The 13,443-nt window shown below is 66.4% G+C and carries 13 protein-coding genes and 1 pseudogene; 9 read left to right on the top strand and 5 right to left on the bottom strand.

Features of this window, described 5'->3' with window-relative positions; genetic code table 11:
• Positions 1 to 52 precede the first annotated feature (52 nt).
• Complete coding sequence (locus LOZ83_RS34425) at positions 53 to 1,165, top strand: hypothetical protein (protein WP_236796038.1); 1,113 nt, start codon at positions 53 to 55, stop codon at positions 1,163 to 1,165.
• A gap of 63 nt (positions 1,166 to 1,228) precedes the next feature.
• Here the strand turns inward: LOZ83_RS34425 and LOZ83_RS34420 are convergent, their stop codons facing one another.
• The gene (locus LOZ83_RS34420) at positions 1,229 to 2,062 is read right to left on the bottom strand and encodes a mycofactocin-coupled SDR family oxidoreductase (RefSeq protein ID WP_236796037.1); all 834 of its coding nucleotides are present in this window, start codon (positions 2,060 to 2,062) and stop codon (positions 1,229 to 1,231) included.
• A 24-nt stretch (positions 2,063 to 2,086) separates the two neighbouring features.
• Positions 2,087 to 2,992 carry an alpha/beta fold hydrolase gene (locus LOZ83_RS34415; RefSeq protein WP_236796036.1) on the bottom strand — a complete coding sequence of 302 codons (906 nt, stop codon included), beginning with the start codon at positions 2,990 to 2,992 and terminating at the stop codon, positions 2,087 to 2,089.
• Between the two features lie 166 nt (positions 2,993 to 3,158).
• Between LOZ83_RS34415 and LOZ83_RS34410 the strand changes: the two genes are divergently transcribed.
• From LOZ83_RS34410 to LOZ83_RS34375, 8 genes are all read left to right on the top strand, one after another.
• Entirely contained in the window at positions 3,159 to 4,922 is a 1,764-nt protein-coding gene (locus LOZ83_RS34410; RefSeq protein ID WP_236796035.1) for an NAD(P)/FAD-dependent oxidoreductase, read from the top strand.
• 115 nt (positions 4,923 to 5,037) lie between these two features.
• Positions 5,038 to 6,045 (top strand): LLM class flavin-dependent oxidoreductase, encoded by a 1,008-nt coding sequence (locus LOZ83_RS34405; protein ID WP_236796034.1) that lies wholly within the window; start codon positions 5,038 to 5,040, stop codon positions 6,043 to 6,045.
• The gene (locus LOZ83_RS34400; protein ID WP_236796033.1) at positions 6,042 to 6,443 is read left to right on the top strand and encodes a nuclear transport factor 2 family protein; all 402 of its coding nucleotides are present in this window, start codon (positions 6,042 to 6,044) and stop codon (positions 6,441 to 6,443) included. The genes LOZ83_RS34405 and LOZ83_RS34400 overlap by 4 nt, the downstream gene beginning before the upstream one ends.
• On the top strand, positions 6,440 to 7,462 hold the full coding sequence (locus tag LOZ83_RS34395) for a MaoC family dehydratase N-terminal domain-containing protein (protein WP_236796032.1): 1,023 nt from the start codon (positions 6,440 to 6,442) through the stop codon (positions 7,460 to 7,462). Before LOZ83_RS34400 ends, LOZ83_RS34395 begins: the two co-directional genes overlap by 4 nt.
• Positions 7,463 to 7,468: 6 nt before the next feature.
• Positions 7,469 to 8,668, top strand: a complete 1,200-nt coding sequence (locus tag LOZ83_RS34390) for a lipid-transfer protein (protein WP_374202754.1) — start codon at positions 7,469 to 7,471, stop codon at positions 8,666 to 8,668.
• 2 nt (positions 8,669 to 8,670) lie between these two features.
• The gene (locus LOZ83_RS34385; RefSeq protein WP_236796030.1) at positions 8,671 to 9,114 is read left to right on the top strand and encodes a Zn-ribbon domain-containing OB-fold protein; all 444 of its coding nucleotides are present in this window, start codon (positions 8,671 to 8,673) and stop codon (positions 9,112 to 9,114) included.
• Positions 9,111 to 10,346 (top strand): CaiB/BaiF CoA-transferase family protein, encoded by a 1,236-nt coding sequence (locus tag LOZ83_RS34380; RefSeq protein WP_236796029.1) that lies wholly within the window; start codon positions 9,111 to 9,113, stop codon positions 10,344 to 10,346. Before LOZ83_RS34385 ends, LOZ83_RS34380 begins: the two co-directional genes overlap by 4 nt.
• Before the next feature lie 22 nt (positions 10,347 to 10,368).
• Positions 10,369 to 11,916 carry an AMP-binding protein gene (locus LOZ83_RS34375; protein WP_236796028.1) on the top strand — a complete coding sequence of 516 codons (1,548 nt, stop codon included), beginning with the start codon at positions 10,369 to 10,371 and terminating at the stop codon, positions 11,914 to 11,916.
• Between the two features lie 9 nt (positions 11,917 to 11,925).
• Here LOZ83_RS34375 and LOZ83_RS34370 read toward each other — a convergent pair whose 3' ends face one another.
• The 3 genes and pseudogenes from LOZ83_RS34370 to LOZ83_RS40615 form a co-directional block, all read right to left on the bottom strand.
• Positions 11,926 to 12,777, bottom strand: a complete 852-nt coding sequence (locus LOZ83_RS34370; protein ID WP_236796027.1) for a fumarylacetoacetate hydrolase family protein — start codon at positions 12,775 to 12,777, stop codon at positions 11,926 to 11,928.
• A 12-nt stretch (positions 12,778 to 12,789) separates the two neighbouring features.
• Complete coding sequence (locus LOZ83_RS34365; protein ID WP_236796026.1) at positions 12,790 to 13,269, bottom strand: cupin domain-containing protein; 480 nt, start codon at positions 13,267 to 13,269, stop codon at positions 12,790 to 12,792.
• A 41-nt stretch (positions 13,270 to 13,310) separates the two neighbouring features.
• Positions 13,311 to 13,443 (bottom strand): annotated as a pseudogene (locus tag LOZ83_RS40615) (alcohol dehydrogenase); the annotation flags it as partial.

The raw sequence follows: 13,443 nt of genomic DNA, 5'->3' as shown, positions 1-13,443 counted from the left end.
AGGTTTTCCCATGCCCTCACATCGCTCTTCCGGCCCATTACGGAAACTCCTCTTGACCGGACTGACCGTCGCACTCACGGCTGTCACGGCGGCCGGGTGCAGCACGACCGGCGACCGGCACAATTCCGCGTCCGGCGGGGAACTGTCGGCGGCACAACAGCAATGCATGGCCGCGGCGACCGCGTACCTGGGCAAAACCGGCCTGTTGCCCAACGCGCTCCCGCCCGAGCTCACCCCGCTCAGCAAGCCCCCTGCCAAAGGGCTGACGATCACCCGGGTCGGCCAGCAGAGCCCATCCTCGGTCGCGCTGGGAAAGCGGCTCGAGGAGATCGCGGCGACCGTCGGCTGGACCGGAAAGAGTGTCGTGTACGACGGCAGCATCGAGGACCTCAACCGCAAGGCACTGGACGCGGTCAACCATTCCGATGTCGTCGCCGTGGACGGCGTCCCGGAAGCGGCTGTGCTGGCGCCCATCAAGGCGGCGAAAGATCGCGGGGTACTGTTCATTCTGGGCTCGGAAACCGAAACCCCGGAATCGGTTCCAGGGTTCGGTGCCACGGCCGCCGGCGGAGACCTCTACAAGAAGATCGGTGAACTGGCCGCCTACACCTTCATGCAGACGACGAAGTGTCAAGGCAAAACGCTGGTGGTCGGACTCGCCGACGCCGAAGCCCTGCGGGTCGAGGCCGACACCATGAAGAGCGTCGTGTCGCAGAAATGCGTGGACTGCAGCGTCTCCTACATGGAAGTCCCGTTCACCGACGTCGGTTCGCCGTCGGTCACCAACGCCGTTGTCTCGAACCTGCAGTCGGACCGGTCGCGCAACTTCGTCTATTTCACGTTGGGCGACCTGGCGATCGGGATCGAGCCCGCCCTCAAGGTGGCCGGTGTCGACGTCCAGATCGGTGGCGCGATCCCGATTCCCTCCAACCTCTCTGAGCTGAAGAAGGGCGAAAACGCTTTCTGGCTCGGTGTCCCGCAGGGAATGACCGCGTCGATCCTCGTCGACACCTCGCTGCGAGCCCTCGAGAGCGGTAAGCCCTATGTGGGCGACCACTACCCGGTCCCCGTGTTCACGCCGGAGAACATCACCTCTACCGATCCCATTCCCGTCTACCCACAAGACTACGAGGCAGAGTTCAAGAAGCTATGGCTTGTCAACTGAGATCCGGAACGCGCAAGAGCCCGTATCGCGCCAACCGCGCGATACGGGCTCTCTCTTTGTGACCTACTTGATCGTGCTACCCGCGTCGACCGGCAGGGTGGCGCCGGTGATGTACCGCGCGTCCGAACTGGCGAGGAAGAGCACGGCCTTGGAAACGTCGACCGGCTCGACCCAGGGCACCGGGAGCAGATTGAGGGCCGCCGACGCGGGTTCGAAGTCCTCCCGGGTCGGCTGTTCGAGGTCGGGACGGAAGAACCGGTAAGTCCCTTCGTTCTGGATCATCGGCGTGTCGACCTGGGTCGGGTGGATCGAATTGACCCGTACCCCTGAGGGCCCGAGTTCGTTGGCCAGTGACCGCATGAGGCCGACCAGACCGTGTTTCGCCGAGACGTAGTGGGCGATACCCGGATATCCCTTGAGCCCGGCGGCCGAGCTGATGATGACGATCGACCCGCCGCGACCGCCCGCCAGCATGTGCGGCAGGCCGGCTTTGATGGTGTGCCACACGCCGGTGAGGTTGATGTCGATCATCTGGGTCCAGGACGCCGTGGAAATCTCGTGAGCGGGAGCTGGGCCGGTGGAGATCCCGGCATTCGCACAGATGACGTCGAGGTGCCCGAGTTCCGACACCGCCTTCGTGACCTCGGTTTCGAGCCGACCGAGGTCTCGCACATCCGCCTCGATGCCGATCGCTCGTCGTCCGAGTTTCTCGACGGCGCTCACCGTTTCTGCCAGTTCCTCGGCCGTTCCCGTCGGATACGACAGCCCCACCGTCTCTCGCGGTACGTCGATCGCGATGACATCCGCGCCTTCGGTCGCCAGCTGAATGGCGTGTTCGTGACCCTGGCCACGGGCCGCTCCGGTGATCAATGCCACCTGTCCGGCGAATCTGTTCATGAGGTCTCCGTTCGGGAATTGTGCTTACCGGGCCGAAATCTCTGCCGGAACATGTGAGTTCGGGGAAGCGTCGGCCAGCCGCGCGAAGAATTGGGTGATTTTCTCCAGGAGAACCCGCGGTTTCTCCTCGGCGATGAAATGACCACACTGCTCGATCACTCCGCCTTCGACGTGATCGGCAACTCGCTCCCAGGCGCTCCGGACGTCACCGAGACAATGCGACGCACCCCAGGCGCTCACGGGGATCGCGAGCTTGTGGTCCAGGTTGACGATGTTCTCGGCATCTTCCCGCAGACCCGCGGCATACCACTGGCATCCCGCGCGAATCGAACCGGGAAGTGAATGCACGCGCACGTACTCGGCGATTTCACTCTCGTCGAACACGTTCGGGCTGTAGTTGAGGTCGAGCGACGACAGGAACCGGCGGAGATATCCGTCCACGTTCTGCGAGATCAGCATCGTCGCGACGTCCGGCTGCCCGCCGAGAAAGAACATGTGGTTGAGCCCGACCGCGTATTCGAGCGGGACGGGCTCTCCGGCGCGGAAACCGTTCGGAACCATGTCCAGCACCATCAGCCGTCGCACGAGATCCGGATTGTCGTAGGCGAAGTAGAATGCGACGGCCCCGCCCCAGTCGTGGCCGACCGCGCCGACCTCGGTGAGGCCGAGGTGGCGGACCAACGCGCTCACGTCAGTGGCGATGGTGCGCTTGGCGTAGCCGCTGGCGGGCTTCTCCGAGTCCCCCAGCCCTCGCAGGTCGGGGGCGATGATCTGGTACTTCTCGGCGAGTGCCGGGATCACCTTCCGCCACGCATACCAGCTCTGTGGCCAGCCGTGCGTGAGGACCAGTGGATATCCGGATCCCGCCGTGACGTAATGGATACGCAGGCCGTTGACGACCGCCTGGTGATGCTCGACCTGAACGCTCACTTGCTCTCCTGTCCACTGTGACCTGCGGCACTTCGGCGAAACCTATACCAGACGCGAACCGTACGCAATAGCTCGGCCAGCGGCGTCGGTCGCATATTGCGTACGCTTTTAGTTCGATATAGTCTGCATCACGTCGCAGTGCCGCGAGATGGTGAGAGGAAACGTGATGGCGTTGGAGATGCCTGCCGGGTTGGGGGAAGCCCTGGACGAGCGCACCGCGGCCGCGAAGCTCGAGAGCTGGCTGCAACGCTTCGCCGATAGTGTGAGCTCCGATGGTGGCGACCCGGTGGACTCACTGTTCGTCGAGGACGCCTGGTGGCGGGATCTGTTGACGCTGAGCTGGGATATCCGGACTTTCGCCGGCGCCACGGAGATCACCAGGGCGCTCGAAGGCCACCAGACCGGCCATTGGGGATCGTTCGCCGTCGATCTCGGCGCCGGTGTGACCGTTGCCGAGGGCGACGGGCCGACTACCATTTCCGGGTTCTTCACCTTCGTCACGCACGACGTCAAGGGCCGTGGTTTCGTGCGCCTATTCGAAAGCGAGGGCAGGTGGCGGGCCTGGACACTGCTCACACAGGTCGACGGTTTCACCGGCGTGCCCGAGCCCGTCGGAGTCCACCGGCCGCTCGGACTGGAGCCGGTCGCCGTCGAAGGGCGGGACAGCTGGTGGGACGCCGCCCGGCGCGCCGAGGTGGATTTCGCGGACGGGAACCCGGATGTCGTGATCATCGGCGCGGGCCAGGCAGGGCTGTCGCTGGCCGCACGGTTGAAGGTGCTCGGCGTCCCCACACTGGTACTGGAGTCCAACCAGCGAGTGGGCGACAACTGGCGCAAGCGGTACCCGAGCCTGACGTTGCACGACCCGATCTGGGTGAACCGGCTGCCCTACCTCGACTACCCGGCGACGTGGCCGGTCTTCATGCCACGGACCAAGTTCGCCGGCTGGCTAGAGTCCTATGTGGACTCCATGGATCTCAACGTGTGGACCGGGTGTGCGGACACCCGGATCTCCCGCGGCGACACCGGGCAATGGACGGTCGAGGTCACCCGCGACGGCGCCAGGCGCGTCCTGCACCCGCGTGACGTGGTGGTCGCCACCGGCCTGAACGGGGCGGCCCACATCCCGGATATTCCCGGCCTGGCCGAGTTCGAGGGAGTCGTCTCGCACTCGTCGGCGTTCGCCGGCGCGCGGGATTGGCGAGGCAAGCGGGCCATCGTGGTCGGCGCGGGCACGAGTGCGCACGACATCGCGCAGGACCTGTGCGAGCAGGGCGCGGAGGTGACGCTGGTGCAACGGTCGACAACGCTCCCCGTGCGGCGCGACGTTGCCGCACGGGGGTACGCCGAAATGTACGACGAAGCGGGCCCGCCGATCTCGGACGCCGACATGATGATGTTCTCGGTGCCGTGGAACCTGCTCGTCGAGATGCAGTCCGACGACCGTGCCTGGCGCGACGCCCATGCCGACCTCATCGCGGATCTCGAACGCACGGAGTACAAGGTCGAATACGGCGGCGGTGTGATGGCCCGCTACCTGTCCGGCGTGAACGGCTACTACCTCGACGTGGGCGCGCTCCGGTTGATCGCGGACGGCAAGATCCGGGTGAAGCAGGGCGTGCAGATCGAGTCCGTGAGCCAGGAGTTCATGAGTTTCGCGGACGGCGAGAAAATCTCCGCCGACCTGATCGTCTTCGCCACCGGCTACGGACCGATGGAGGAGGCCGTGCGGGCTGTCGTCGGAGACGCCGCCGACGGCATCGAGTCGATTCACCGCCTGGACGACGAGGGCGAGCTGACTTCGGTCTGGCGCCCCACGGGCGTGCCGGGCCTGTGGATCATGCTCGGCAACATCCTGATGGCGCGCTACTTCTCGCGCATCCTCGCGCTCCAGATCAAGGCACGACACCTCGGCCTCGTGGCGGATTAGAGATTGTTGTGAAAGTGGCTTGCGTGGCGGTGCGGGAAGCGGAACCTGAGGCGGCCCCTGGCTCCGGGATCTCCTCCTCATGAATGCCACCCCGCCGGCGAGAAAGGACAATGAAGTGCCTCGAATCGGTCTGCGTTTCGATATGCGGTGGACTGGTGAAGGATCGAACGCCGATCGCTACCGCGCGGCGCTCGACATGGCCGAGTGGGCCGACGACCACGGTTTCGACTACGTCCGGCTCAACGAGCATCACGCGTCCGCCGACAGCTACCTGCCGTCGCCACTGGTGATGGCAGGTGCCGTCGGGGCGAGAACGCGGCGCCTGGCCGTCCGGGTGACCGTGCTTCTCCTGCCCCTGCACGATCCCCTGCGTGTCGCCGAGGACGTCGCCGTGGCGGATCTGATCAGCGGCGGCCGCCTGGAGGTCGTGCTCGGTGCCGGCTACTCCCCCGCCGAGTTCGAGATGTTCGGCAAGCGACTGGAGGACCGGGCCGGCGACCTCGAGTCCGGCATCGAAGTGCTCCGCAAGGCCTGGACGGGAGAGCCGTTCGAGTACGCCGGCCGCCAGGCCAGGGTCACTCCCCGGCCCGCCCAGGACGCGATGAAGATCCTGTTGGGTGGCACGACAAATGCCGGTGCGCGCCGGGCCGCCCGCCTCGCCGACGGTTTCGAGCCCACAACCGAGCAGGCGGTGGAGGTCTACGAGCGCGAACGGCGCCGGCTCGGACGGGAGAACGAGACCGAGCCGGCCAGGCCCGTCGCGACCAGCGGAGTGCGATTCCTCCACGTCGCCGAGGACGTCGAGAAGGCGTGGCACCTGATCGGGCCGCACGCCATGCGCGAGTCCAATTCGTACGCCCAGTGGGTGGACAAGTCCCGGCGCACGGTGGCCGCCTATCAACACCGCGCGTCCATTGAGGACGTCCGCGCCTCCGGCACCTATCTGGTCGTCGATCCGGATCAGTGCGTCGACTACGCCTCGTCCTTGGGCGACAACGATGTGCTGGAGTTTCATCCGCTCATGGGCGGCCTCGACCCGGAGGTCGGCTGGGCCGGCCTGCGCCTCTTCGCGGAGCGAGTACAGCCGCGGCTGCGATCGACGCGGCGGAACGGACGGTCATGACCGACAACGAAAACACCCTCGCGCGGTTCTATTCGCATTATCGAAACCGGGACTGGACGGCACTCGCCGGGCTGACCAGCCCGGATGCGGTCTGGCGTCAGGCCGCATCGCTGCCCTGGGCCGGCGAATGGCGGGGGCTCGACGGGTTCGCCGCGATGCTGAAGAAGATCGACGAATCCCTTGCCCTCACGGTCGTCTCGACCCGGTTGAGCCCGCACAGCGCGGGCGTACTGGTCGAGGTCGACGCCACCTTCACGGCGCGGCCGACCGGCCGTGAGATCGCGATGAGAGTGCTCGAACTGTACCGGGTCGAGAACGGCCAGGTCTTCGGTGCCGACGCCTTTTACTTCGACACCCACGCGATCGTCGAACTCCACGAGGGGACGGAGTCGAGGTGAATTCACTGTCGTGGAATGACGCTGAAGTGGGCGCCGAGCTTCCGGAGTTGCCGTTCCCGATCACGCTGAAGACCTTGGTCATGGGTGCGATGGGGACCCGCGATCTCATGCCGTACCACCACAACGATCAATTCACCCGATCGCTCGGAATGCGTGGGGCGTTCGTCAACACCATGTTCAACCAGGCGCTTTTCGGCCGGTTCGCCACCGACTGGGCGGGCCCGACGGCGAGATTCCGCTCGGCTTCGGTGAAGATGACCAATCAGCTCGTACTGGGCGACGAGGCCATTGTGCGCGGGAAAGTCACCGACAAATGGAAGAGCGAGAGTGGCGACGGTCTGGTTCGCCTCGATTTGTCGATCTCGAACGCGCTCGGGATCACCGGCCTGTCCACAACGGTTCTCGCGCTTCCCACGGTTGCCGGTGACCATGCGGAATTCCGGGAATTGGACGAGCCTGAGCCACCCCGGCTATCCAGTGAAATGCCGGCCGAGGCACGCGAGCAGGTCGGAGTTCAGTCGCTGCGTCCCGGCCCCTATCCGGTCAGCGAGGCACAGATCGGTTACCTCGCCGAAATGGTCCGCGACGCCAATCCGCTCTACACCGACGAGGACTACGCGACTGCTTCGCCGGCAAGGGGTGTGATCGCGCCGCCACCGTCGCTGATCGTCTGGGTCATGGATCGCGGGAGCCAGGTCGGCATCGACCTCGACCACCCCGACGTCGAGCTGCCCGGCCACCCGCCGTGGCCGTATCCCGCACACAAGCGGGCCGCGCTGCGGCTGCTGCCCGGGATGACCGACGTCGTCGTCCAAGAGGTCCTGCTCGAATTCGGGCCGCCGCTGCGCCCCGGTGACCGGGTGACCTCGGTGAACGAACTCGTCAACTGCACCGAGACGAAACGCACCAAGCTGGGGCCAGGGCATTTCCTCACGGTCCGGGACACGTTCGTCAACCAGCGGGACGAGCCCGTGGGCCGGTCGACCATGAATCTGTTGCAGTTCCAGTCACAGAGCTGAGAGAGGATGCCCCGAACGGTGAGATCGATCAGCAACGAGGCCGCGATCGTCGGCATCGGCGCCACCGAGTTCTCGAAGAACTCGGGCCGCAGCGAGCTCCGGCTGGCCGTCGAGGCGGTGAAAGCCGCCCTCGATGACGCCGGTCTGGCGCCGCACGAGGTCGACGGGCTCGCCGCCTTCGCGATGGACAACAACTCGCAGACGGCGGTCGCCCGCAGCCTGGGAATCCCGCGCCTGAGTTTCCTGCCGCTCACCCCGGCCGGGGGCGGCGGAGGCTGCGCGACGGTCGCCATGGCCGCCGCGGCGGTCGCGACGGGACTGGCCGAGGTGGTGGTGTGCTACCGGGCGATGAACGAGCGCTCCCAGCAAAGGTTCGGGCAACCGAAGCGCGCCAGCTGGAGCGGTGGTCCGGCGACCAGCCACGAGCTCGACCAGTCGTGGGTGCTGCCCTTCGGGCTCGCCACGGCCGCGGGGTGGATGGCGCTGGTGGCCCGTCGCTACATGTCCGAGTACGGGCTCACATCGGAGGACTTCGGCCGGGTCACGGTCCAGTCGAGGGCTTACGCGGCAACGAATCCCGCCGCGTGGTTCCACCAGCGGCCGGTCACTCTGGAGGATCATCAGGCGTCCCGCCTGGTGACCGATCCCTTGCGGCTCCTCGATTGCTGTCAGGAGAGCGACGGTGCCGTGGCCCTGGTCGTGACCTCGCTGGAGCGGGCGCGAGATCTGCGTCAATCCCCGGCCGTCATCGCGGCCGCGGCGCAAGGCTGTGGTCCGGACCAAGTGGGCATGGCGAGCGCCTTCCGCGAAGACCTCACCACCGCGCCGGAGACGGCGATCGTCGGCGACCAGCTCTGGGCACAGTCCGGCCTGAAGCCCAGTGACGTCGACATGGGCGTGATCTACGACCACTTCAGCTTCGCGGTGCTCATGCAGCTGGAGGCACTGGGGTTCTGCAAGCCGGGCGAAGCCGCGGCTTTCGTCGCAAGTGGACAGACGGCGGCGAGCGGATCGTTGCCGGTCAACACCAACGGCGGGCAGGTGGGCGAGGCCTACATCCACGGATTCAACGGAATCGCCGAGGCCGTCCGGCAGCTGCGGGGATCCGCGGTCAACCAGGTGGCGGACACGCATGTCGCCGTGGTGACGTCCGGCTCGCACGTTCCCACCAGTGGCCTGCTGCTCACCAGCGAGGAGGTGTCCTGACCATGACGACCGACTGGAGCTACGCCCCGACCCGTGATCGGCTGCGGCCCGGGCAGAGCCCGGACACAGCGTTCTTCTGGTCCGGTTGCGACGATCATCGGCTGCTCATCCAGCGATGTGCCGATTGTGGCGTGCTACGCCACCCGCCTGGCCCGGCCTGCCCTGTCTGTCACAGCCTCGAATCCGACCACGTCGAGGCCACGGGACGTGGCACGCTCTACAGCTTCGCCGTGCACCACTACCCGCCCGTCCAGGGCTTCGACGGCCCCGCCGTCGTCGGCCTGGTCGAGCTCGACGAGGGGGTACGGATGGTGTCCAACATCGTCGGTAGCGACCCCGGGAGTCTGCACATTGGCGACCGGGTGAAGGTCTTCTTCCTCGATCAGGAGGAAGGGTGGAGCGTCCCTCAATTCACGGTGATCGCGCCGGCGGGAGCGACGTCATGAGCACGGAACAGCGAATCGGCCGCCGGCCACTGGACGGGGTCCAGGTCGTCGAAGTGGGCGTGTGGCATGCGGGCCCCGGCGCCGGCGCGATCCTGGCCGATCTGGGCGCCGAGGTGGTCAAGGTGGAGGCCCTCGCCGGCGAACCGGAGCGGTACCAGGGCAATTTCGGCAACTTCGACAACTTCACCCCGGATATCGACGACTGGACGCCGCTGTACGAGCTGTCGAACCGGAACAAGCGGGGCATGTGCCTGGACATCGCCACCCCGGAGGGGCAGGAGATCCTCGCCGAGCTCGTCGCCGGCGCCGACGTGTTCCTCAGCAACCTGCGGGAGCCGAGCAAGAACAAGCTGGCCATCGACTACGCCTCGATCAGATCCCTCAACGAGCAAATCATCTACCTGAATGTCTCGGGGTTCGGTCCGGCCGGGCCGATGGCGGAGGCAGGCGGTTTCGATCCGCTGGGACAGGCACTGTCCGGCATGCTGTATCTCTCGGGCAAGGACCAGGAGCCACGCCTTCCCCAGCGGATCATCCTGGATCAGCTCACGGCGATCTCGGCCGCCTTCGCCGCCGTCACTGCCCTGCACTGCCGCGAACGTGACGGAATCGGCCAGGAGGTGCACGTTTCGCTGTACGGCTCGGCGATCTGGTTGACCCACATGAATCTGCTGTCGGCGAGCATCTCGGGGGTCGAGCTGGACAACAACTGGGTGCGCACCACACAGCCGCCACTGCGGACGACGTACCAATGTGGCGACGGCGAATGGATCATGGGCACGAACCATCCCGAGGTCAAATTCTGGACTCAGTTCTGCGAAGCCATCGACCGGCGCGACCTGCTCGAAATGCCCAGGTTCGCGACTCGTGAGCTGAGGATCAAGAACAACACGGCACTGTTCGAAATCGTGGACGCCGAGTTGCTGCGGCGACCTCGCGACGAATGGCTGCGCATTTTCGAAGCGCACGGCCTGCTGTTCACGCCGGTCAAGCACACGATCGATGTCCTGGACGACGAGCAGGCGCTGGCCAACGGCTACATCGTCGACATGGAGCACCGGGACCTCGGATCGCTTCGCGTACCCGGCTTCCCGGTCCACTTCAGTGAGTACGGGGCGGGGAGGTTCGACCCCGCTCCGCGACTCGGTGAGCACACCGACGAAATCCTCGCGGAACTCGGCCGGAGTCCGGATGAGGTCGCCCGATTGCGATCGAACAAAGTGGTCAAATGAAGGACCGGGCTGGACGGGTCTCATGGCAGAGTTCACTTTCGCACCGCTGACGCCGGTCGCCCTGCTGGATCGCGCGGCGGCGGCGTTCGCGGATCGGCTCGCGGTCGTCGACGGCCCGCTCCGGCTCAGCTACGCCGAGTTCGCCGACCGGTGTGCCAGGGTCTCTTCCGCGCTGGCCGGGAGTGGTATCGGCCGTGGTGACCGGGTCGCCGCGCTGTGTTCGAACAGTCACGTCATGCTCGAACTGCACCACGGCGTGCCGGCACGCGGAGCGGTCCTCGTCCCGCTCAATGTCCGCCTCTCGCCGGGCGAAATAGCCTATATTCTCGAACATTCGGGCGCGGAAATACTCGTGGCCACCCACGAATTCGAGGAGGTCGCCGCCGAACTCGCGCGTAACGCCGGTATCCCACTTGTCCGGGATTACGGGTCGTGGCTGGCGAGTGTGGCGCCGGACCCAGCTGATCGTGCGCGGATCGACGAGACCGACCTGCTCGCGATCAACTACACGTCCGGCACGACGGGCCGGCCCAAGGGCGTGATGTACCACCACCGGGGCGCCTATCTGCAAGCGGTCGCGATGGCGTCGCATTCCCAGCTGCGGCCGGGCGCGCGGTACCTCTGGACGCTGCCGATGTTCCACTGCAACGGCTGGTGTTTCACCTGGGCGGCGACCGGCGCGGGAGCCACCCATGTGTGTCTCCGCGCGGTGGCCACGCCCGAGATCTGGCGGTCGCTGCGGCAGGAGTCGATCACGCACCTGAGTGCCGCGCCCACGGTGCTCACGATGATCTCCGAGGACCCCGCAGCCGGTCCCCTGCCCGCGCGCGTCCACGTCGACACGGGTGGCGCCCCACCCTCCCCGGCGTTGTTGCGACGACTGGAACCGCTGGGCTTCGACGTGACGCACCTGTACGGGCTGACCGAGACGTTCGGACCGCTGGCGATCAACGAATGGCAGCCCGAGTGGAACGACGAGACCGCCGAAACCATCGCGTCGATCCGGGCCAGGCAGGGCGTGGGAAACCTGATCTCGCGCCCGCTGCGCGTGCTCGACGCGGAGGGCAAGGACGTGCCCGCGAACGGGACGACCTTGGGCGAGATCGCCGTCGCCGGCAACAACACCATGCTCGGCTACTACCGCGACGACGCCGCGACTGCCGAGGCCACGCGCAGCGGTTGTTTTTTGACCGGCGACCTCGCGGTCATGCATCCCGACGGCTATGTGGAACTCCGTGACCGCAGGAAGGACGTCATCATCTCGGGCGGGGAGAACATCGCCTCGGTCGAGATCGAGCGAGTCCTGGACGCGCATCCGGCGGTGCTGGAATCGGCCGTGGTCGGCGCGCCGGACGACAAGTGGGGCGAGGTCCCGGTGGCGTTCGTTACGGTGCGGCCCGAGTTCTCCGTGACCGACGACGAACTCACCGAATACGTCAGACAACGGCTGGCCCGGTTCAAGGCGCCCCGGCAGGTGGTGCGTGACGTGCTGCCACGCACGTCCACCGGGAAGATCCAGAAGAACCTGCTCCGGCGGCGGGCGGCTGACCTGCGGAACGGCACTCGATGATCCCACGGGCTACGGTGCCGCAGGCGCGAAGAAGACGTGTTCCATCTCGCCGATTCCCTCGATCTGGGTGCGGACCACGTCACCGTCGGCGAGGTAGCGGGCGGGAACGCGTCCCATGCCCACCCCGGCCGGTGTGCCGGTGAAGATCAGGTCGCCCGGGTGGAGTGTGCACACGGCCGAGATCCGCTCGATGAGTACGGGGACAGGGAGAATCATCTGACCGGTGTGTCCATCTTGGACGAGCTCGTCGTTGAGCCAGCACCGTAGGCGCAACGGCGAATCGGGATCGAGTTCGTCGGGGGTGACCAGGGCCGGACCGGTCGGGCCGAAGCCCGGGAAGCTCTTGCCCAGTGAGAACTGCGGCGGTTGCCCGCGCATCTGGACGTCGCGATCGCTGAAATCCTGCCCGGCGGTGAAGCCCGCGATGTGCTCGCCCGCATCGGCGGCGGCGATCCGGCTGGTGGTCTTGGCCATCACGACGACCAGTTCGACCTCCCAGTCGACCGACGGCCCGCTCAGCGCGATCCGGCCGGCGGGGCCGGTCAGTGAGCTGGCGAACTTCGTGAACACCGAAGGGGTGTGCGCCGCCGCGGACAAGCCGGTTTCACTGGCGTGCTCCCCGTAGTTCAGCCCGATCGCGAAAACCTGGCGCGGCCGGGGAACCGGCGCGTGCAGATCAGCGGTCCGATACGGCACCGCGCCGTCCCAGGGGGCGGTGGCGGCCCAGGACCGGAACTCCGTCCATTGTGGAAAGAGGTCCATCGGGTCCGGACCGAACCGGCCCGCGCTGACCTTGGCGATGTCGACCGCGCCGTTCCGGGAAAGCAGGTGGGCGCGACCGCTGAGATTGATCAAACGCATTGTTCCGCGGTTTCAGTCGATCCAGTCGATGCGGGACTCGCACCGGCCGTCGTCGAGTTCCGGGGTGAGGGCGACACGCTCCTGCTCCAAAGGGTCGGTCCGCGAGACGACGAAGGTCGCGCTCTCGGTGTGGCTGCGGCTGAACGTCTTGTGCGGGGTGAACGGCGGAATGTACACGAAATCGCCGGCCTCGACCTCGAGCATGACTTCGAGTTCGTCGCCCCAGAACATCACGGCGTTGCCCTCGGTGCAGTAGAGAGCCGACTCGTGGTCGAGGTGATAGTGGGTGGTGGTGGCGCCCTCGACACCGGGCCCGCAGACCGTCACGAGCATGCAGATGTGCCGCGTGGCAACGGTGTTTTCGTTGACGCCCTGATAAGCGTCGATGTTCTGCTTGATGCGGTCCGCGTCCTTCACACGAACGGCCGTGACAACTCGCTCCCATTTCCCTGCCTCGGCGAGGGGAATCCACGATGCGGTAGTGCCGCACATTTCGGCCACCTTTCTGTTTTTTCGTTTCCCAAGAGTGGAGTTCATGCTTCGGGTACCAGGACCGCCCGGCCCCGCACCCGGTTCAGCGCGAGATCGTCCAGCGCTTCCGCCGCGGCCGGCAACGGGTACCGCTTGGTGCGCATGGTGACCTTGCCGGCCTCCGCCAGCGTGACG

Origin of the sequence: Amycolatopsis sp. GM8, from assembly GCF_021653975.1 — a bacterium.
Taxonomy (GTDB): domain Bacteria; phylum Actinomycetota; class Actinomycetes; order Mycobacteriales; family Pseudonocardiaceae; genus Amycolatopsis_E.
The sequence above is the reverse complement of the archived record's forward strand: the minus strand, read 5'-3'. Positions and strand labels throughout refer to the sequence as shown.